The sequence below is a fragment of the Peribacillus sp. NPDC101481 genome, from assembly GCF_044767165.1.
Lineage (GTDB): Bacteria > Bacillota > Bacilli > Bacillales > DSM-1321 > Peribacillus.
In genome coordinates this window covers 291888-311652 of the sequence record NZ_JBIWNJ010000004.1, presented here as the reverse complement: position 1 = coordinate 311652, position 19765 = coordinate 291888, and the positions used below count along the sequence as shown (strand labels likewise).

Here is a 19765-nt window from a genome sequence, read left to right as displayed (position 1 = left end):
CCCGTTACACAAGTAAATCATGGTTGTGGTTACTCATATTCAATCGATACGGCATGGGCAATGCATGGAATCGTCTCACTTTGTTGAAAGGAAAGGGGAGATAATAGAGCACCTGTAGCCACGACGAGCAATCGTTTTATTTCTCCCTTTTTCATGCGATTCAATAAGTGACCATAAACGACGGTTGCGGAACATCCTGGGCCGCTTGCCCCGGACAGGACGGGTTGACCATCCCTGTATATCATTAAACCGCAATCTTTATATTGCTCCTCTTTAATCGGCGTACCATGTTTCTTAAATAATTCCAGAGAAACTTCATGTCCAATTTTCCCTAAATCCCCGGTCACTATCAGATCATAATAGGATGGGTCGAGGTTTCTTTCTCTTAAATGGGCTTCAATCGTATCCACGGCGGCCGGGGCCATGGCACCTCCCATATTGAAAGGGTCAGTGAGGCCCATGTCGATGACCCGGCCTATCGTAGCTGAAGTGACCCTTGGTCCTTCCCCGGCGCTGCTTAATAAAGCCACGCCGGCTCCTGTAACGGTCCATTGGGCTGTTGGAGGTTTCTGCCCTCCGTATTCAGTTGGGTAGCGGAATTGTTTTTCTACTGCGGCGTTATGACTTGATGCTCCTGTCAATAAATACTCTGCTCCTTTGGTATTGACAAGATAAGCACCAAGCGCCAATCCCTCCATGGAGGTGGAGCAGGCGCCAAATAAGCCGAGATAAGGCGTTCCCAGTGTTCGGCAGGCAAAACTGGTAGGTGTTATTTGATTGATAAGGTCGCCTCCAAGGAAAAATTGAATCTGTTCCTTCTGAAGACCAGCCTTTTCGATTGCTTTTGTGCTCGCTTCTTCCAATAAGACTTTATGTGCCTTTTCATAGGTATCTTGATTTATCCATAAATCGGAATGGAGAAGATCAAAATCATCCGCAAGCATACCGTCTGCTTCAAATGGACCGCCGACAGTTCCTGTGGAGACGATGACAGGCTTTTGATCAAACACCCATGTGCGATGCCCCGTAAGCATTATAAACCACCCCAATGTATGAGTATTGTCAGTGCTAAGGTAAAACCAAGTATTAACATAAATGATTCGCCAATTTGAATATATTGGTGCCGTTCCCTAACAGATATAGCTGCATTACCGCCAATTCAATACACCATAAGTCCGGTAAGGACGGAAAAACGCTTGATATAGAAAAGAAATGAATGGATACAAAAAAGGGCTGGTTGCCTTAACCACCCTTTTTTATATGAATGATTATTGCTTATATTGAGGTTCCTCATTTTGAATCTCTTCAATGCGAGGAGTGATGCTGTCCACAATCGTTTGTGTTTGTTGGGCAGCTTGCTGGTACAGTTGTTTGGCTTGCTCATTATCTGTTGAAAGGGCGAAGGTTTCAAAGCTCGCTTGAGCACTTTTCAGCCCGGCTAATGTTGTTTTGACATCGTTTATTACTGTCATATATAGGACCTCCCTAGTTTATATCTTCTTGTTTAGAATAAGAAAAAAATGATTATCTATACCTTCCAATATTTATCTGGATGAGTTAACTATCTCAGTCCATTAATCAAACGTTTGATTAATGAAGGACAACAGACAAAAAGTGAGGTTAATATCATTCATTACGCAAAGTGGTTTTTATTTCTTAATTATTGACTGAATTCAGAATTATTAATATAATTAGAAAACATAACGTGACTACGTGAGGTGATATGACATTTATATTCATGATGATTTATATAGTAGAGTTGTTTTTGAAATTTCATCTGAAGAAGTTGTAAAAGGACTGCTATTCCATAAAAGCAACCAAGAGTCGGAAATTGAATCGATTAAAGGTAAAATTCATAAATATGAGCAAAAACGAAGAGCTGAGGAAGCTTGGTATCAATCCCTATCACCATTTAAACGTTTTTTTACAGGGCGTGCTCCAAGTCATCACCAGGCCGTTGAGCATTTGGTGAATGTTAAAGATAGATATAAACAAATCGAGAAAATAAAACAGAAGGTCGCTTTTTTAAATGAGATGATCGGTTTACTTGAAGCTGAACCGGAAAAACGGGAAATTAATTTACCATCAGACATCATTAAAGAAATAATGGCCTGGCAGAAAGCGGAGGGAACCCCAAGATGACTCTAGAAACGTTAAACGCTGGCTTGGATACGATTTGGGTGGTTCTGACAGCAGCCATGATTCTATTGATGGAGGGCGGGTTTGCTTTATTGGAGGCAGGGTTCGTCCGTACGAAGAATAATGTGAACATCATCATGAAGGTTTTTGCCGATATTACGATTGGAACGCTTTGCTATTTCGTCGTTGGTTTTGGCTTAATGTATGGAGCGGATGTATTTGGAATTATTGGAGCAAGCGGCTTTCTGCTGAAAGGTGATTTGTCGCATATAGACCTTACGATTTCCATCGACGCATTTTGGTTATTTCAAGGGGCATTCGTCATCGCGGTCGTTTCCATCGTTTCGGGAGCCGTTGCAGAAAGGATCAATTTTCGGGCGTATCTTATTTTTGTCGTAATGATGACGGCATTCATCTATCCGATTGCCGGTCACTGGGTATGGGGTGGTGGCTGGTTAAGTTTGTTAGGCATGCAGGACTTCGCAGGGTCAGCAGTCATACATGCACTAGGCGGTTTTTCTGCACTTGCGGCCGCCATTGTAATCGGGCCGAGAGCAGGAAAATTCACTTCACGGGGGACTAGCTCCATTTCACTGCCGAGCAATCTCCCACTGGCATCTGTTGGGGCATTTCTTTTATGGTTTGGCTGGTTTGGGTTTAATGCTGGAAGCACCTTGCAAGCTACTGATGGACGCATTGGCCATATTGCAATTGTCACGATGCTTTCAGCTGCATCAGGGGGAGCGGCAACCTTGCTTTATACACTTTTTAGATATGGACGCTCGGATGCACCTTCCGTCATCAATGGATCACTTGCAGGTCTTGTCGGGATTACGGCTGGCTGTGCATTCGTTAGTGATCTTTCGGCATTGTTGATTGGAGCAGTTTCTGGAATGTTGATGTTAGCTGCGACCAATTGGCTGGAAACCCGAAAAATTGATGACCCGGTTGGCGCCTTTCCTGTTCATGCGGCATCAGGGATGTGGGGTACGATAGCGGTAGGGCTTTTCTCCACTGAAAACGGATTGTTCGCCGGTGGGGGATGGCATTTGCTCGGAGTTCAAACATTAGGATTAGTGGTGTTATGCATCTGGGGCTTTACATTGACATGGTTCGTTTTTAAAATTATAAATGTTTGGCTGCCTATCAGATCCACTGAAGAAGAAGAAGAACTCGGATTGGATATCAGTTATCATGGCATCATGGCCACACATACCTCGCCGGAGTTCATCAAGGTCGAGGACTACTATAAGCAGGATGAAGAATTGACAAGGTAATGACTATAATACAAGATAGTATCAAGATAAGTAAGAGGTGAATTTAAATGGGTGCATGCAATCTTAATCATTCGCAGCAAGATGTCAGGCTGAAATTTGAAAGTCAAAAGAGATTTTTACCAAGCGAAATAAGTCAAACATTAGATCGATATCTGGAAAAAGGGAATTCGCAGGAAACATTGAATGAACTTTTTCATCTATTGAAGAAGTATGACTTGTCTACCCAGGAGGAACAGGAATCAAGAAACGAAAAGTTGAAACGGTTAATGTTGTAAAGGGAAAAAAACGGAGGATGACTTCCGTTTTTTTTGTTTTTTCTTATTAAACGATTTAAGGGATTGGGCGCGGGAATCTGACTCCTATTTTCTTTTTATTCGGTGCAAAAGTAATTGTAACTGCTTTTTTAAAGAAGATAGCAGGAATAACATTTAAGGCAGCGAAAACATGACTGTAAACGAAAAGGTATTCTTTTAAGAGTTTAAGTAACGCGGACAAAGGTTTAGCGGATCTTTAAAGATTTAATCAATCGTTTGATTAAATTTCATGAACTGACTACCAGGCCTTCGATAAAAGCATGGAAAAATAAAAAAGCGGGAGCCCATAATGAGCTCCTGCTATCTTTAAAAACCATCATCTGTCGCGGTGAAGGGGATGTTAAGGTTTCTTTCCACTGCCCGAAGTCTTTGATTCAGTCTGTTTAACCTATTCGTATGTCGCTGATCCGCTTGACTTAGCCTTGTGATTTCCTGGTTAATGCGGTTCACTTCACGATTTATCCGCGTGATTTCTTGGTTCTGCCGATTGAGTTCCCTCGTTTGACGCTCGTTTTGACGCTCAAGTTCCCGGATTCTTCTTTCAAGTTGTTGAGGCTGCCTTTCAATATCGAATTGGTCTGGCACATGGCTATATGGATTTTCTTGTACCTGCTGAAGGTTCCAATCTTGCTGTGGCATATAATCAAATCGTTCAGGCTGTTGGAAGTATGGGTTAAAATTTGGTTCAAAGTACTGATGATTTCCATTTTGTTGTGGATAAGGATAAAATCCGTATGAATTCATGGTCAACTCTCCTTTTTAAAATCAGGATGGATACCCTATAACTTATGTCAGTTCCGGTGAAGTGACTAGGCGTTAGCCCATATTAGCGGGAAGAAGGGGTAATTTACAGAAAAAATTTCAATAAATTTGCAGAAACCATCCGGTTCCTATATCGTTTAGGGGAGGAGAAATTCTTTTATCCAACTTGAAACCAATTCCAAGGATAATCCGTATATAAAGAAAAGAGTGTAAGTCAGGAGTGTAATGATTATGAATCGATTTCTTGCTGATTTTGTTCCGATATTGATTGCATTTCCAATGGTTTTGCCGGTTTGGATAATTAGCTATTTTGTATTGAATCAACCGTTTGCCCTGTCCGTTGTCATATCTTTAGCAGGAGGGGTGCTTGCATACTGGCTAAGTTCCGTATATTTTTCATCCAGATACCTCAAAAAACATGAATTGACGAGAAAAGAATATCAATATATAAAGAAAAATTTAACTGAAGCAAAACCAAAGATTTGGCGGGTGCAAAAAGCACTAATCTCGGTCAGGCATATCTCCTCTTTCAAACAGAGGAAAGATATGATTAAAATGATCAGGAAAATATACAGTCTGACGAAAAAAGAACCGAAGCGATTTTACCAGGCGGAACAATTTTATTACTCGCATCTGGATTCCGCCATGGAGCTTGCGGAGAAGTATGTTTTTTTAGCACAGCAGCCAAAAAAGAATAGGGAACTCGAACTCTCCTTAACTGAGACTCGTAAAACATTAAAGGAACTCACTAATACGATAGAAAAGGATTTATATAAAGTGATTGCGGATGATATCGATAACCTTAACTTCGAATTGGATGTTGCTAAGCAATCCATTAAAACGAGAAAAGAGTCACAAGTAATTGATGAAAGCAGGAGGTTAAAATGAATAACAATGATCCAAACCTGTTGAATAAAACGAACGATGCCAGTTTGATCGATGATCTTTTAGCCAATCCATTTGATGGGGTGCAGGAGGTGGAGAAAGCATCTTCACAGGAAGCGAAACCGGTTAAGCTGATTGATGTCATCCCTGAAGAGAACAGGGCAAAGGCTTATCAGCTTGCCGAACAAATCGACCCAACGAATCATCAGGCAATGATTTCCTATGGTACACCCGCCCAATCAAAGCTCCTGACCTTTTCTAATTCGATGCTTGAGCATGTCCAGAAAAAAGATGTGGGTGAAGTGGGCAACATTATCAGTGATTTAATGAAAAAGTTAAACGAGCTGAGCCCGGATGAGCTAAAACCGGATAAGCCATCATTCTTTGCGCGTATGTTCGGGAAGCTCTCGGGATCTGTACAGGAGGTACTATCCAAGTATCAAAAAACAGGGGCCCAAATTGATCGTATCAGTGTGAAACTCGATCGGAGCAAGAATATCCTGTTATCGGATATCGTAATTCTTGAAAAGCTATATGAAACGAATAAGGATTACTTTCAGGCATTGAATGTCTATATTGCAGCTGGGGAAATCAAACTAGAAGAAATTCATGGGAAAACGATTCCGGAGCTAAGGAAGTCCGCTGAATCAAGCAATGATCAAATGAAGTTTCAAGAGGTCAATGATATTCTGCAATTTGCTGAACGGTTGGATAAAAGGCTTCATGATTTGAAATTGAGTCGTGAAATCACGATTCAAAGCGCACCGCAAATCAGGCTGATCCAAAACACGAATCAGGCACTAGTCGAGAAAATCCAATCTTCGATCATGACCGCGATTCCCCTTTGGAAGAATCAGGTTGCGATTGCATTGACCCTAATCAGGCAAAGGCATGCTGTAGAAGCACAAAAACAGGTTTCCAAGACTACGAATGACTTGTTATTGAAGAACTCCGAGATGCTGAAAACGAATACCATTGAAACGGCTAAAGAAAATGAGCGCGGACTTGTCGATATCGAAACATTAAAGAAAACTCAAGCTAACTTGATTTCCACGCTTGAGGAAACAATGCGGATTCAAGAAGAAGGCAGGCATAAACGCAGGCAAGCCGAACAGGAATTGGCATCAATGGAAAATGAGCTGAAACAGAAACTATTAGAGATAAAGGGATAAGGGGAGATAAAATGGAAACTATCGAAGCTATAAAAACGAGACGAAGCATTGGAATCGTAAAGCAAGATCCGGTACCTAAGGAAATGATCGAGCGAATCATCGAAGCCGGAACGTATGCACCCAATCATCATCGAACGGAACCTTGGCGTTTTTTTGTATTGACTGGAGAAGGAAGAAATAAACTTGGCCAGGTATTCGAAGAAATCACAAGAATTGAAAATGCTGATGATACCCCTGAAAATTTAATCAGCAAGCTCGAACGGCAAAAAAAGAATCCATTAAGGGCTCCAGTCATCATCGCAGTGGGCATAGAGCCTAGTGATAAGAATAATGTCCTTGTGACAGAAGAATATGCGGCAGTGAACAGTGCCATCCAAAATATGCTTCTTGCAGCACATTCTCTAGGTCTGGGAGCAGTATGGAGAACGGGGAAAATAACGTATCATGAAAAGGTCCGTGAATTTTTCAATTTATCCTCTAAGGGCGAGGTATTGGCTTTCATATACTTGGGTTATCCTGACATGGAGCCGAAACCTGCCAAGAGAACATCGATTGATGAATTGACCACATGGATCGGATGAAAGATTGAGGGAGCTGCATCAGTTTATAGATACTGATGCAGCTTTTTTATTGCCTTCAATAAGGCTTCCTTAAATCTGCATTTAATGAAGGGGATTTGGCTTTGCCAAGCTTCGTTTCAAGTGACGATTGATGAATTAGGTTGTACAATACATAGGAAGAATAAATTTTGATGAATTAGGATGTGTCTATAGATGAGAACGATTGATCCATTTGAGATACTCGATGGAAAAGCGATAAAATATTTGGATGTATTTGGCGTTGAGGATGGCATTGCCTTAAAGAGTAAGTACGAAGATAAATCGTATTGGATATATGATTATTATTGCATGCATCAAACTTGTGATTGCCAGGAAGTATACCTTGAATTCGTTGAGGAGCTTAAAGGCAATAAACAGGCGGGACAGCATTTTGGAGTGAGGGTTTCTTTCGGGGATAATCAATTTGTCCTGGAGGATTATAATATTTCCAAGCAAAAGGCGATGGATATCGCGGAAGATACGCTGAAGTACAGTAAAGATGTAATGGAATTATTTAAAAAGCGGTATCAGCAAATGAAGGAAAAAGGCACGCAAATTATCACGGAAAGTGCTAAGGCTGCTAAAATGCCGCATGTTCATGCAGAACCAGTCATTGGCAGAAATGAGCCTTGTCCATGCGGAAGCGGGAAAAAATACAAAAAATGCTGCGGTGCAGCTTAACATTTTGGAAGCTGACTCGATTCGGAGTCGCTTCTTTTTTAATTGGAAAAGCGCATGCTTGCAAAAAAACTGAATAATGAATAAAAAAATGTGGTATTTATCGAACGTTTGTTCTATAATGAGAGTACCAGATAATAACATAAAAAGAAATAAAAACTAGTTATTTAGACGGAATTTTCCGAAAACTTCTTTTTTATTTTCATAAATCTGGTATATATAAGAGAGAAGAGTTTTTTGATCTCATCTCTTTCAACGGTAGACGGCAACCAGACGGGATAAAAATCCCCACACTGATGGCAGTTTAACTTATTGAACGAAGGAAGGGGTAATCAAATGACAAGAGAAAAAAGATTAATACCTTACAAAGTTCTAGAAGTAATGGAAACGGTGAAAGAGAAGATTCCTGAGGGTGTCGAGCTTGTGAAAGCACCGGCGATTTGGGAAAAAAGCAATTATGGTGAGGGCGTGGTAGTTGCCGTCATCGATACAGGCATTGACAAGGGACATCCAGACCTCAAGGAAAGAATCATTGGCGGGAAGGATTTTACCAGTACCGGGGATTATCAAGATGATAACGGGCATGGGACACATGTTAGCGGTACGGTTGTAGCTGCCATTAATAATGCCGGTGTAGTGGGAGTGGCTCCGAAAGCAAGCATATTAGCGTTAAAGGCCCTAAATGGTCAAGGACAAGGCGATATAGATTGGATTAATGGGGCTCTAGAGTATGCAATCAATTGGCGGGGACCTAATGAAGAAAAGGTTTCGGTTATTTCACTTTCACTTGGCGGACCTCCGGATGAGACTGAACACAAACTCATTCAAAAGGCCCTTCAGAACGATATCCTTGTAGTTTGTGCAGCCGGAAATAGCGGTGATGGGCGTCATGAAACGGATGAATTGGATTATCCAGGAGCATATCCCGAGGTAGTGGAAGTCGGAGCTGTGGATTTAAGCAGAAATTTAGCGGATTTTTCAAATACAAATGATGAAATTGACTTGGTGGCGCCAGGGGTTGATATTCTCTCTACGTATCCAGGCAATAAATATGCGAGGTTGAGCGGAACGTCAATGGCTACGCCCCATGTAAGCGGTGCAGCAGCTCTCTTGAAAGTGATTGCTGAAAAGGAATTTGAGCGCAATTTAACTGAAGCGGAATTATATGCACAGCTGGTGAAAAGTACGGAAGATCTGGGAATAAGCAAAAAAGCACAGGGAAATGGATTGCTTAACTTAACGATAACGGACCAAAGAGCTGAAAAATCGATTAAGATTACGATAGAATCAGAGAACCTTAAGTTACCGAGTAAATCGGTTGTCATGGAATATTAGAAAAGAAAAAGGTGCCTCAAGAAATTGGGGCACCCTTCCATAATGATTATTTTTTATTTTTCCTTAGAGCTGCTAAAAGCGCTACAATGGAAAGAATTAGTGATATGACAGCCAGGGTGATGATCAGCGTTTGGTTGCTATCATCTTCTGTTGTTGCTGACTCCTTTGAATTGTCAGTTGTCGTGGAATCATTAGTGTCAGCTTCATCTTTGTGACCATGGTTCGCTGGTTCTGCACTATCATTAGGCACAACCGTAATTTCCGTTACAGAATGCGGTAGGTCTGAGCCTTCTTCACCGCTCCATTCAACAATTTCACCATCTTCGTAATATTGAAATGCATCCCAGGCAACTTTCGTTTCTTCTTTAGGATTTTGTGCTACGAAAGAGAATTGCTGGAATTGTCCTGCTCCGATACCTTCATCAGTTGCTGCCCAAGTTACCGTTTTTACATGCCCATCTTTGTCACCTTCTGTAGTTACTTTCCATCCCGGTACAGGCTGATAGCTCTCAAAAGTAACCCCTTCAGGAACTTTTAAAGTCACCTTTGTAGTGGCAGCTTCTTTTTCGACGGGTACTTTGAGTGTATAAGTTTCCCACGCCTCAGGGGCAGATGAACTAGGCTTGACTGTAACGTGAGCATACGCTGAACCGGAAAAAATGAATAGTGCAGCAAATGTAAAAATAAGAAGCTTTGAAATGTTCTTCATTAGTATTAATTCCTCCTGTTATGAATTTCCTATGAAAATTATAAAATCAGCATTGATTGAATCCAGGCTTTCAGTTAATCCGTGAACATGGATACTCCACTTTCCTGGCATGGTTAATATAGACTTTGATGTAAATGTACCTGTGTTTTTCTCCTTCATCTGCAGCTTTATTTCACCATTTGGCGTATCCAATGACTGCATTGTGATTGTAAGCTGCTCTATTTCAGCAATTGGCTTGCCTTCATTGGAAAGGTTTACTTGAATCAGGTTATCCCCTACTTCATTGGGGGTCACCATTAATGTAACCTCATTATTTTCTTCAGTCAGTAACGTCTTTTCAATGGGCCCGGGAGAAGACATGGCAGTTTGGACATTTGTCAATAGAGCTGCAACGACAAGTATGACGATCCCTAAACCAAACTCCATTCCCACACTATAACCAAGTTTTTTCGTTTGCTTTTTCCCTCGGAGAAAATGAAAGCCTCCTAAAACGATCATGACTAACATGAGACCGATTTTCGCTAGTAACAATTGGCCATATGTTGTGTTAAACAATGAATGGATAGTCGGTACATGCTGTAAACTGCTATATATCCCACTGACAATCAGTATGATTACAAACAGAAATGACCATTTTGAAAACCTGGAAATGATCGACCAGTAAAACGTTCTCTTATCTTCTTGGACTGCCTGACGATTGGCTAGCCCAGGCAAAATTACCAATAAGGCCATAATGCCGCCGAGCCATAAAGCCATGGATAATAAATGAAGGAAATCCATCAAAACGGCCAGGACCTGATTAGGAACGGCTGCTGTATGTCCAGTTAAAGCCTTACAAATCATCAAGCAGGCAATTATGATGAAAGAAAGGTAAGGTAGTGATTTATTCAGGGTGTTCTCGAGCATGAAATAAATCACTAAAAATAGAAGCAGCAATATCAGAATTTCAATGATCCAGACCGATCCAAAGTTTGTAGCATTCAATACTTCTTTTATATAACTAACTTTAAATGCATCAGTCCAACCCACGCCAGCATCAAGCGTAACTTTTAAAGGCAGACTGCAGAAGATGGAAAATGCTAAACCTGCATATGAACTCCAAAGGTATAGACGAGTTCTTTTGCTAGCTTCAAAAAGTCGAGAATCCTTCATTAACGATAATCTGAAAAAAAGGATTCCGGTTAGGGCAGCGAAGCATATGTATTGAAGACTTTGCAGGATTACATTGATGGAATTCGGAAAACTTGCATTTACTTCGGAATTTTCTTGGCCTGAAAGACCAGCTGAATCTCCGAATTGAAAGGGTATTGTTCCTTCGATGGGATGGCCATCACTCGAAACCACTCTCCATTTAATGTAGTAAATCCCTTCATCGATAGTGTCCTTCCACTTAGCTTCCAGTACTTTTTCACTTTGTTCCGAGATTGCACTGTCTTGGATTTGAATTTTGTCCCCATCTTGGCTGAATACCTCAAGCGAATGGAAAGCTGGCTGGATATTCTCACTGAATTGAATGCTGATTTTTTCAGGAAGAGCATCCATTGCTTCATTCGGGCTAGGATTAGAGCTTATTATTGTAGCATGACCAAAAGCCATTGCTGGGTTTAAAAGCAAAACGAACAGGCTGACTATCAGCCAAAAATATTTTTTCATCTTGGTGTGCCATCATCCTTTCATCAGATTATGTAAGTTTATTATAAAAGGAAAATGTGAAAAAACAGTGAAAATAAATTAGTTATCTAAAGGCAGTTTAAGAGGTTCGCTAGAAAGGTGATAACAATATGGTTAGATGACCTGCCTCCCTCCATCCATTATAACCATAGTATTGGTTGGGGATTCCGCTTTGCACCAAAGAATCAATAGGTATCCTCCGAAAAAATCCATTAAGAAATAATTAAGGTTCCTTTGGTAACCTGGCCCTATCATGTTTGCAGGAATTATAGGAGGGATAGGCTTTGCTAAAGAAGGGGTTAAAAGAAAAAAGCGTGAAGGTGATCTTGGTTGGTTCTCTTGTAGGGATGGGAACATCCACTTATATGCCCGAGGCATGGGCTGCGGAAGGCGCGTCTGTCATTCAGGAAGAGGCACAAACGGTAAATAGTCTTTCAAAGCTAGAAATAGAAGGGATAGAACTGGATCAAAAATTTTCGGAAGATGTACACGATTATAGTTCGGCAGTGGGGAATGATGTGGAAAAGATCACATTGCTTGCAGCAAGTCCTAACGAGAATGCAGCCATATACGTGAATGGTGTAAAAATGACAGATGGTAAAGTGAAGGATTTAACTCTTCAAACTGGCATGAACACGTTTAAAATCACCGTCAGCGATGGGGAAAATGAAACGGTTGCGTATACTCTCAAGGTCGAAAAACTTGAAAGTGATGATAACCTTTTAACATCGATTGGATTATCAAAAGGCTCATTAACATTCGATTCTAAAGTGACAGCTTATAATGCTTCAGTTGAAAATGAAGTCCAGTCCGTTATGGTAACTCCAACATTGAGTGACAGTACCGCAATTGTAAAGGTGAATGGAAAGGATGCTACCAGTGCCGGTGTAAAGGTCACACTTCCAGTCGGTAAGACAACGGTGAAGATTATCGTTACAGCAGAAAATGGAGATGAAAAAACCTATACGCTAACGATTACACGGGCTGCAGCCAAGGTAACCGAATCGAAAGATGCTCCTAAAGAGAGTGAAGTTCAAAAGGAGCCATCCACAGAAACAAGTAATGCTCAACCTTCCTCGGATAATGGGAATAAATCATCTTTAACATCAACAGAATCCTCGGATAATGGGAATAAATCACCTTTAACATCAGAGGAATCCTCCAATAATCTAAAACTAAGCAGTGGTGTCAGCCAAGTGCCGAAAGCACAGCAAATTGAAAGTAATTCAACACAAAAACTGAAAACGGATTCTATAGAGAAGGCAGCGTCAGCAGATTCTTTAGGCGAGGAAGGCAATAATGCACCAGTGTTAAACAATCTGACAGTATCAACTGGAGTATGGAACAAAACTTTTGTATCTAATGAGCATACCTATCATATCGAGGTCGATAATGATATTTCTTCAGTCGAAATGGATGCAGTGACAAATGCCAGCGGAGCAACGATTGAATATGACGGTGAGAGCAGTAAACAAGTGAAGATCAAGGATAAAGCGAAGACGGCCATATCCGTTACCGTTTCGAAGGATGGGGAGCGCCGTACTTACGTCCTTGTTTTCGAAAAGGATATGGATGTGGAGATGGATGAGGAAGAAACCGTGGATGATGTCAAAACAAAAGAGGCAGAGGAAGTTGAGGCTGCACAAATGAGTATGGCTGGCAAGAATGTGAGCGATACATCGAAAGATACAGAAGGCCAGGTTAATGTGATACAGCCTGTCGAGACTGTGTCATTCTTTGGGAATATAAAGGATTTCTTCACCTCCCTGTTTAAATAGAATCGTTCTGAATCCTGCAAAAAAGGACAAGGTTTAGGCTTGTCCTCGGATTCAAAATTTTATGGGCAAAATGATTTGGATCTCGGTTCCATAGTTTAGTTCGCTGTTAAAGCGGACCTTTCCCCGATGCGCTTCGATGATTCGGCAACTGACTGTCAGTCCTAATCCGGTTCCTTTTTCTTTAGAAGAATAGAAAGGTTCTCCGAGATGCTTTATCCGGTTTTTTTCAATTCCGCTTCCATTATCTTTGATGGTGATGGAAAGGTTATTATCCATGCGTTCGAAATCAATCCAAATGTGATCTGCGGATGCCTCCATTGAATTTTTGAGCATGTTTATGAAAACTTGTTTTAATTGGTTTCCCTCACATAAAAGAAGCGGTATTTCGTTTTTAACAGATATTGATATTTGGGTGGGGTACGAGTCCGCCTCTGGTTTCAACAAGGTTTTGACATCATTCATCAGGTCGATGATTTGATGTTTGCTGAATGGAAGTTCCTGTGGTTTCGCCAGAACGAGTAACTCACTTACAATAAGATTGATTCGGTCCAACTCACTTAACATGATTGTGTAGTATTGTTCATAGGGATGGTCGCTCTTTTTAAGCAGCTGGACGAAACCTTTTAAAGAAGTCAACGGGTTTCGTACCTCGTGGGCCACACTTGCGGCAAGTTCGCCGACTATCGATAATTTTTCGGTTCTTCTTAAGCGGGCTTCGGTTTCCCGGATTTGAGTGACCTCTTTAGCATAAGTAATGATTCCGACTAAATCCTCGCCAACCATCATCGGGACAAACGTACAAGAAAGTAAGATGGAATTCCCGTACTTCGTCAGGAATTCTATATCTTTACCTTTTTTGATTCCCTTATGGTTTTCCATGACATATTGGCAAGATGTACGGATCAATTCCGCGTCTTCTGCTGAGAAGTTCAAATTAATGAATGAGGCTCCATGTATTTCTTCCTGTTGAAAGCCTGTTACCGTTTCAAATCTAGGATTCACCGTCGTGATCATTCCGTTTAAATCAAGCATCAGCATCGGATATGGGTTGTGTTCAAACAATGACTTATAGCGTTGTTCACTTTCGAATAATTGATTCTCCGCGACAACCCTTTCAGAAATATCCCTGCCAATGACGACTAAGCCTTTTCGTGAACCATCCTCATTGAACAGGGGAACTTTGATCGTATCAAAGGTCTTGTGATTGCCATCGGGAAGTGGGATGATTTCCTCACACCGTGTGATTTCCCCTTTTACCCACGTTTCTTCATCGGAAACTTCACAGTAGATCAACGACTCTTTATAAAATTCGGAGTATTCGGCGAGCTCACTGTCTCTTTTTCCTTTATAATTTACATGCTCCAATTGAAATAATTGCAGCCCGAAGGTATTGGATTCAAGCCATCGGCCATCACCATCCTTGAAGTTAACGAAATCAACCATCGAATTGATGAGTGTACGCCGACGTTGTTCCGCCTCTTTTAATCGTTTGAATTCTTCCCTTTTAGCTAAATAAAGATATAAGACCAAGCCTATTGATAAAAGGAAAACAAAGCCTTCCACTCTTTGCAGTTGAACGAAGACTTCCTTGTTTTGGATATTTGTAGTTAAAAAATAGTCGAATACGACTAATGTAAGAATCCCGGATAGGATATATATTGCTAAGATGGAGCGTTTGGACATGGAGATTCTCCCTGATTTTAGACATTTCAAAGGTAAAATTACATACACATTTTAACAAACTATCGAAAAAAAATATATGCAGAATCCTAAATAAAAAAACAGGGGCCAATGTGGTCACCTGTTTTTTCTGAAGAAGGTAAGTTTCTTTTTCTTTTTTGCACGCTTATAGATAATGAAAAATAGTAAGAAGAGGAGTGCGAGTGCAGCTAGCGTATATTGGTTCATTTCAACAGATAGCAGTCCATAGGGAATCAGCGATAGGAAGAAAAAGTATATAAGGTTGCCAAGCGCCGTCGCTAATAAAAAATCCTTGAACGTGACAGTGCTGACTCCAGCTGCCAAGTTAATTAAGCTTGTTGGGATAAGCGGGAAAATCCTTCCTGTAAAAACGTACATGAAGCCATGCTCCACAACGGTTTCCTGCCATTTTTCACCAATCTTCTTTAAGAGAAGCTCCTGAAACCAGTTTCTTGCTGCATAAAAAATGAATCCTGAGGCAACAACACTTGTAAACCAACTCCATAGATAGCCATATATGAATCCGAATATCGTGACATTGATAGTCAGGAGCAAAATTAAGGGGATGATTGTAAAAGAATTTTGTACAAACATCAATACGAATGTCACAATAAATGTAAGCAGAAGGTTTTCCTTCAATATACCAATAACAGAATCCAGGTCACTTTTCCAAACCAAAGTGAACAGCTCAGCATTAGAGTATATAAATATTGCGATTACAAGTAGACCTAATATGGTCAGGACTTTTTTCAAAGGGCCACCACCATTCTTACTAATAGTTTATCATTTTCGAGTTCATTGGTGAAAAAAAAGAGCTGCCGCATCATGCAGACAGCTCTTTTCCATTATAGTGGCCTAACGGCGCGAAGATTCCTTTTAAAGCCACTTTTCAAACTGAATTCTTTTGTTCATTCCATAAATGATTGGCGCTCCGATCAGGAGGACGACGAACTCACCGACAGCTGTAGTCATCCAGCTTAGCCAGAATGGCAAGCCAAAGGCAAGGTTCAGTTCAATTGCAATTAAAAACATTGTGAACGTGAAAAAGATAATCGTGGCGATCATCCGTCCTTTAATGCCTTTTATGAAACGAGAAATATAAATGACAAGCAATAAGGCGAGCAGGGATTGCCCCACCCCAAAAATCAAATCATATGGCACCATCGGCGAAAAGAGCAGATTCGATATGAAGACCCCGCCAACGATACCGTAGATATACTTTTTATTGAATATAATCAGATGATTCAACATTTCCGGTACACGGAATTGGAACATCTCAAAAGCTATTGGTTTAAACACCAATGAGACCGCCACATACAAGGCAGCCAATAACCCGTTTATCACGAGTGTACGAACATTCATTTTACTCTCTCCCTAGTTTTTTATCGTGGGATGGTTACGAACCACGTTTAGGCGTTTACCCGATTATTAATAGTATCCCATGTACGCTTGTTTCGTCAATTTGTAAAGAATGGTTTTAATTTATTAGTTTCCCCAGTAGAAGTAGACAATAGGATTTTGATTTATTGCAATGAAGGATGATATTATTTCAATATGTACGTCAAAGGAGTGAATATAAAATGTCAATCGAGAGTGTCAAAAGCCATTTTAAACAATGGAATCGGGAAGGCGACGTAAAGGAGTTCGAAACATCGAGTGCTACGGTGATTGAGGCAGCGGAAACCATCGGTGTTATCCCAGCTCGGATTGCTAAGACTCTTTCCTTTAAAGGGGAAGGTGAACACGCGATTTTGGTAGTTGCCGCAGGGGACGCCAAAGTGGATAATAAGAAATTTCGTCAGACATTCGGCTTCAAGGCACGAATGCTTTCGCCTGAAGAAGTGCTTGCACAGACCGGCCATGCAATCGGAGGCGTTTGCCCGTTTGGTCTGGCAAACGATTTAGCTGTTTTTCTTGATGTATCGATGAAGCGCTTCGAGTCATTGTTCCCGGCTTGCGGCAGTGCGAACTCTGCAATAGAACTTACACTCGCTGAATTGTTTGAATATTCAGGTGCGAAGGAGTGGGTGGATGTTTGTAAAGGTTGGGAAGAAAAGGACAATGAGGAAACGGCGGTAGGCAATGCAGTTGATGTCATTTGATTAATGTAACAAAAAATTAGATTCACATGATTGGGATTGAGTCCACTGCAGTGGACTTTATTTGTGGGGGCCGCATGCATTTCCATGATTAAAGCGGAAAGCGGGCAGAAAGTGTTCCTGAGCGGAGGTTGAAAGATGTTAAATGGAAGCGAAAGAAAAAGCAATAGCAGCTATCTTAGTCTTAAAACTCTTTATGAAGAAAATATAACGGTTAAGAGCATTGCCCAGGAGCTTGAGTTTTGCCATAAAAATGATCTGGCGCTGGATATTCAGAAGGCATTGGAAAAAAAGAATTTTGATATATTGGCTGTCCAAGATCAAGGGGAAATCATCGGGTATATCGAAAGGGAAGAACTAGGTGAAGGAAGTATTTCTGAATTTATGAGAAACTTTTCACCAAGGGAAATGGTTTCGGACTCAACCCCTTTGATCCAGCTTCTCCATATTTTCAAGAATAAAACAAGGGTGTTCGTATTGGAGAATAATTCAATTAAAATGTTGATTACCCATGCCGACCTTCAAAAGCCTCCGATCAGGATGCTGATATTCGGATATATTACCTTATTGGAAATGAGGATGAGCGATATCATCCTGGATAGATTCGGCGATGGCAGCTGGTATCCAATGATCAGCGAAGACCGTTTAGAAAAGGCAACCGAATTATATAGAAGGAGAATCGATAAAAATGAGGATATCAATATAATAGAGTGCCTGCAAATCAGTGATAAATTCGATATTATACATAAAGATAAAGAATTGAGGCACTTCTTCCAAATCCCTTCGAAAAGTAAAGGGAAGAAGGATGCGAATGCCATCCGGAAATTACGGGATAAGATTTCCCATGCTAATGAACTGGGTCTGGACATGTCATGGATGGAAATCATCGAGGTTGTCGAGTCCTGCGGCCGACTGCTCGAAATCTCTGAATCCTATCCTTACGAAAAATAAGATCCGGCTAATCATGCTGGTTCTTTTTTAGCTCATCCAGACAGAAAAAAACTGCCCATATCAGGCAGTCTCCCCGAAATTTCAAAACTCCGGCAGTTGATCCAGGTTATTTTCCTTTATCCCATCGGGCTCACTCCGCAATATGTCACGTCCATATTTATGAAAGACGTCAACATTGGCCAGGTTGCCCGCCTTTGCTTCCGCAAGGGCTGTGGGGTAGTCGAGTTCGCGGCCGGAGTTCGTCTTGATGGCGATAATATTGTCCTCTTCATTTTTCCTTACGGCGATGATTTCTTCTTTTCCTGCTGAATCAGGTTGGTTTGCTTGCGGTGTTCCCTGCTGTTTATATGATTCATAGGCTTTTTCAAATTGGTCCATGTTTTAGACACCTCCTATTTATAGGGTGAGCCATTTTTTCTGCAATATACAAACCGGATTTCGTCCAACTTGAGCCGTTATTTCGTCCAAATGGGCCGATTTTTCGGCACTTTTTTTTGTGATTGCTGTCTTATTGGCCTTTTTGCAGTGGCATGGCACTTGCATCTATTTTAAGTAGTGCAGTAGTGCAAATTTAAGTAGTAGCAAGAAATAATATCCACTGAATTAAGGAGGAATATGAATCATGAATGTAAAACAAGGGGCAAGCACTGTAAATGCAAAACAACCGGTCAAGACAATGAAAGCGGCGGTCGTCAATGAATTTAACCAAAAACTTGAGGTTAAAGAAGTACCCATTCCGAAATTGGAGTATGGTGAGATATTAGTGAAAATTAAAGCCTGTGGCGTGTGTCATACCGATCTACATGCGGTACATGGTGATTGGCCGGTAAAACCCAAGCTTCCGCTTATCCCCGGACATGAGGGTGTGGGCATTATAGAAAAGGTGGCAGAAGGCGTAACTTCCTTGAAAGTGGGTGACCGTGTTGGGATCCCTTGGCTTTATTCAGCCTGTGGCGATTGTGAATATTGTCTGACCGGCAGGGAAACGCTTTGCTTGGATCAATTGAATGCAGGCTATTCCGTGGACGGCGGGTATGCGGAATATTGTAAAGCACCTGCCAAATATGTGGTGAAGGTTCCTGAAGGGCTTGACTTTGCGGAGGTATCACCGATTTTCTGTGCAGGTGTAACGACGTATAAAGCGCTTAAGGTATCAGAAGCAAAACCTGGTGATTGGGTAGCGGTTTATGGAATTGGTGGATTGGGACATGTTGCCCTGCAATACGCGAAAGCGATGGGCTTTAATGTGATTGCTGTCGATATTCAAGATGATAAGCTTGATCTGGCAACGGAACTGGGGGCGGATTACACGGTTAATGGGCTTAAGACAGATCCTGTACAGGCCATAAAGGATAAAGTTGGCGGTGTGCAGGCATCGATTTCTGTAGCGGTTACGAAAAAAGCATTCGAACAGGCTTACAGTTCTGTCAAGAGGGGAGGCACACTTGTCGTAGTCGGATTGCCGAATGATGAACTTCCAATCCCGATTTTTGATACAGTGTTAAATGGGGTAACTGTAAAAGGGTCCATCGTCGGGACGAGAAAAGATCTACAGGAAGCTGTTCAATTTGCGGCTGAGGGTAAAGTCAGAACGAATATTGAAACAAGAAAGCTTGATGAAATCAATGACGTGTTTTCAATGATGGAAAAGGGAGAAATCAACGGACGCATCGTATTGACGCTAGAATAGTAACA

The 19765-nt window shown here is 41.2% G+C and carries 21 protein-coding genes and 1 riboswitch; of the genes, 12 read left to right on the top strand and 9 right to left on the bottom strand.

Annotation, left to right across the window (positions count from 1 at the left end):
* Positions 1-29: 29 nt before the first annotated feature.
* The gene (spoVAD, locus tag ACIROD_RS23125) at positions 30-1034 is read right to left on the bottom strand and encodes a stage V sporulation protein AD (RefSeq protein WP_101224999.1); all 1005 of its coding nucleotides are present in this window, start codon (positions 1032-1034) and stop codon (positions 30-32) included.
* Between the two features lie 234 nt (positions 1035-1268).
* Complete coding sequence (locus ACIROD_RS23120; RefSeq protein ID WP_101224998.1) at positions 1269-1472, bottom strand: DUF1657 domain-containing protein; 204 nt, start codon at positions 1470-1472, stop codon at positions 1269-1271.
* Positions 1473-1965: 493 nt separating this feature from the next.
* On the opposite strand from ACIROD_RS23120, the gene ACIROD_RS23115 reads away from it, so the two are divergent.
* From ACIROD_RS23115 to ACIROD_RS23105, 3 genes are read left to right on the top strand one after another with little or no spacing between them, the layout of a single operon-like run.
* On the top strand, positions 1966-2142 hold the full coding sequence (locus ACIROD_RS23115) for a hypothetical protein (protein WP_402944693.1): 177 nt from the start codon (positions 1966-1968) through the stop codon (positions 2140-2142).
* Entirely contained in the window at positions 2139-3416 is a 1278-nt protein-coding gene (locus ACIROD_RS23110) for an ammonium transporter (protein WP_402944690.1), read from the top strand. The genes ACIROD_RS23115 and ACIROD_RS23110 overlap by 4 nt, the downstream gene beginning before the upstream one ends.
* Before the next feature lie 47 nt (positions 3417-3463).
* Positions 3464-3691, top strand: a complete 228-nt coding sequence (locus ACIROD_RS23105; protein WP_101224995.1) for a group-specific protein — start codon at positions 3464-3466, stop codon at positions 3689-3691.
* A gap of 345 nt (positions 3692-4036) precedes the next feature.
* Here the strand turns inward: ACIROD_RS23105 and ACIROD_RS23100 are convergent, their stop codons facing one another.
* On the bottom strand, positions 4037-4369 hold the full coding sequence (locus ACIROD_RS23100) for a hypothetical protein (protein ID WP_427574747.1): 333 nt from the start codon (positions 4367-4369) through the stop codon (positions 4037-4039).
* Positions 4370-4723: 354 nt separating this feature from the next.
* Between ACIROD_RS23100 and ACIROD_RS23095 the strand changes: the two genes are divergently transcribed.
* The 5 genes from ACIROD_RS23095 to ACIROD_RS23075 all read left to right on the top strand — a co-directional run bounded on the left by ACIROD_RS23095 (position 4724) and on the right by ACIROD_RS23075 (position 9161).
* Entirely contained in the window at positions 4724-5380 is a 657-nt protein-coding gene (locus ACIROD_RS23095) for a 5-bromo-4-chloroindolyl phosphate hydrolysis family protein (protein WP_101224994.1), read from the top strand.
* On the top strand, positions 5377-6549 hold the full coding sequence (locus tag ACIROD_RS23090; RefSeq protein WP_402944685.1) for a toxic anion resistance protein: 1173 nt from the start codon (positions 5377-5379) through the stop codon (positions 6547-6549). The genes ACIROD_RS23095 and ACIROD_RS23090 overlap by 4 nt, the downstream gene beginning before the upstream one ends.
* Positions 6550-6560: 11 nt before the next feature.
* The gene (locus tag ACIROD_RS23085; RefSeq protein ID WP_402944682.1) at positions 6561-7130 is read left to right on the top strand and encodes a nitroreductase family protein; all 570 of its coding nucleotides are present in this window, start codon (positions 6561-6563) and stop codon (positions 7128-7130) included.
* 192 nt (positions 7131-7322) lie between these two features.
* Positions 7323-7829: an SEC-C metal-binding domain-containing protein gene (locus ACIROD_RS23080; RefSeq protein WP_402944679.1), complete on the top strand. Its 507-nt coding sequence runs from the start codon at positions 7323-7325 to the stop codon at positions 7827-7829.
* A gap of 333 nt (positions 7830-8162) precedes the next feature.
* On the top strand, positions 8163-9161 hold the full coding sequence (locus ACIROD_RS23075; protein ID WP_402944675.1) for a S8 family peptidase: 999 nt from the start codon (positions 8163-8165) through the stop codon (positions 9159-9161).
* Between the two features lie 46 nt (positions 9162-9207).
* On the opposite strand, the gene ACIROD_RS23070 is transcribed toward ACIROD_RS23075, so the two are convergent.
* Together ACIROD_RS23070 and ACIROD_RS23065 are read right to left on the bottom strand one after the other, a co-directional pair.
* Positions 9208-9870, bottom strand: a complete 663-nt coding sequence (locus ACIROD_RS23070; protein ID WP_402944672.1) for a YcnI family copper-binding membrane protein — start codon at positions 9868-9870, stop codon at positions 9208-9210.
* A gap of 18 nt (positions 9871-9888) precedes the next feature.
* Positions 9889-11523 carry a copper resistance protein CopC gene (locus ACIROD_RS23065; protein ID WP_402944669.1) on the bottom strand — a complete coding sequence of 545 codons (1635 nt, stop codon included), beginning with the start codon at positions 11521-11523 and terminating at the stop codon, positions 9889-9891.
* Between the two features lie 302 nt (positions 11524-11825).
* On the opposite strand from ACIROD_RS23065, the gene ACIROD_RS23060 reads away from it, so the two are divergent.
* Positions 11826-13319 (top strand): cadherin-like beta sandwich domain-containing protein, encoded by a 1494-nt coding sequence (locus ACIROD_RS23060; RefSeq protein ID WP_402944666.1) that lies wholly within the window; start codon positions 11826-11828, stop codon positions 13317-13319.
* 51 nt (positions 13320-13370) lie between these two features.
* On the opposite strand, the gene ACIROD_RS23055 is transcribed toward ACIROD_RS23060, so the two are convergent.
* The 3 genes from ACIROD_RS23055 to ACIROD_RS23045 form a co-directional block, all read right to left on the bottom strand.
* A complete protein-coding gene (locus ACIROD_RS23055; protein WP_402944663.1) occupies positions 13371-15002 on the bottom strand; it encodes a PAS domain S-box protein in 1632 nt (543 codons plus the stop codon).
* 114 nt (positions 15003-15116) lie between these two features.
* Positions 15117-15773: a TVP38/TMEM64 family protein gene (locus tag ACIROD_RS23050; RefSeq protein WP_230177933.1), complete on the bottom strand. Its 657-nt coding sequence runs from the start codon at positions 15771-15773 to the stop codon at positions 15117-15119.
* 123 nt (positions 15774-15896) lie between these two features.
* The gene (locus ACIROD_RS23045; RefSeq protein WP_402944659.1) at positions 15897-16382 is read right to left on the bottom strand and encodes a QueT transporter family protein; all 486 of its coding nucleotides are present in this window, start codon (positions 16380-16382) and stop codon (positions 15897-15899) included.
* Between the two features lie 6 nt (positions 16383-16388).
* Positions 16389-16433, bottom strand: a riboswitch (PreQ1 riboswitch).
* 167 nt (positions 16434-16600) lie between these two features.
* Between ACIROD_RS23045 and ACIROD_RS23040 the strand changes: the two genes are divergently transcribed.
* Both ACIROD_RS23040 and ACIROD_RS23035 read left to right on the top strand, forming a co-directional pair.
* Positions 16601-17122 carry a YbaK/EbsC family protein gene (locus ACIROD_RS23040; protein WP_402944655.1) on the top strand — a complete coding sequence of 174 codons (522 nt, stop codon included), beginning with the start codon at positions 16601-16603 and terminating at the stop codon, positions 17120-17122.
* A 135-nt stretch (positions 17123-17257) separates the two neighbouring features.
* Entirely contained in the window at positions 17258-18070 is an 813-nt protein-coding gene (locus ACIROD_RS23035; RefSeq protein ID WP_402944653.1) for a hypothetical protein, read from the top strand.
* Between the two features lie 81 nt (positions 18071-18151).
* On the opposite strand, the gene ACIROD_RS23030 is transcribed toward ACIROD_RS23035, so the two are convergent.
* Positions 18152-18448: a DUF3892 domain-containing protein gene (locus ACIROD_RS23030; protein ID WP_101224982.1), complete on the bottom strand. Its 297-nt coding sequence runs from the start codon at positions 18446-18448 to the stop codon at positions 18152-18154.
* Between the two features lie 298 nt (positions 18449-18746).
* Here ACIROD_RS23030 and adhP point away from each other — a divergent pair, with 298 nt between their 5' ends.
* Positions 18747-19760, top strand: coding sequence for an alcohol dehydrogenase AdhP (gene adhP, locus ACIROD_RS23025; RefSeq protein ID WP_402944799.1), 1014 nt, complete (start codon positions 18747-18749; stop codon positions 19758-19760).
* Positions 19761-19765 lie beyond the last annotated feature (5 nt).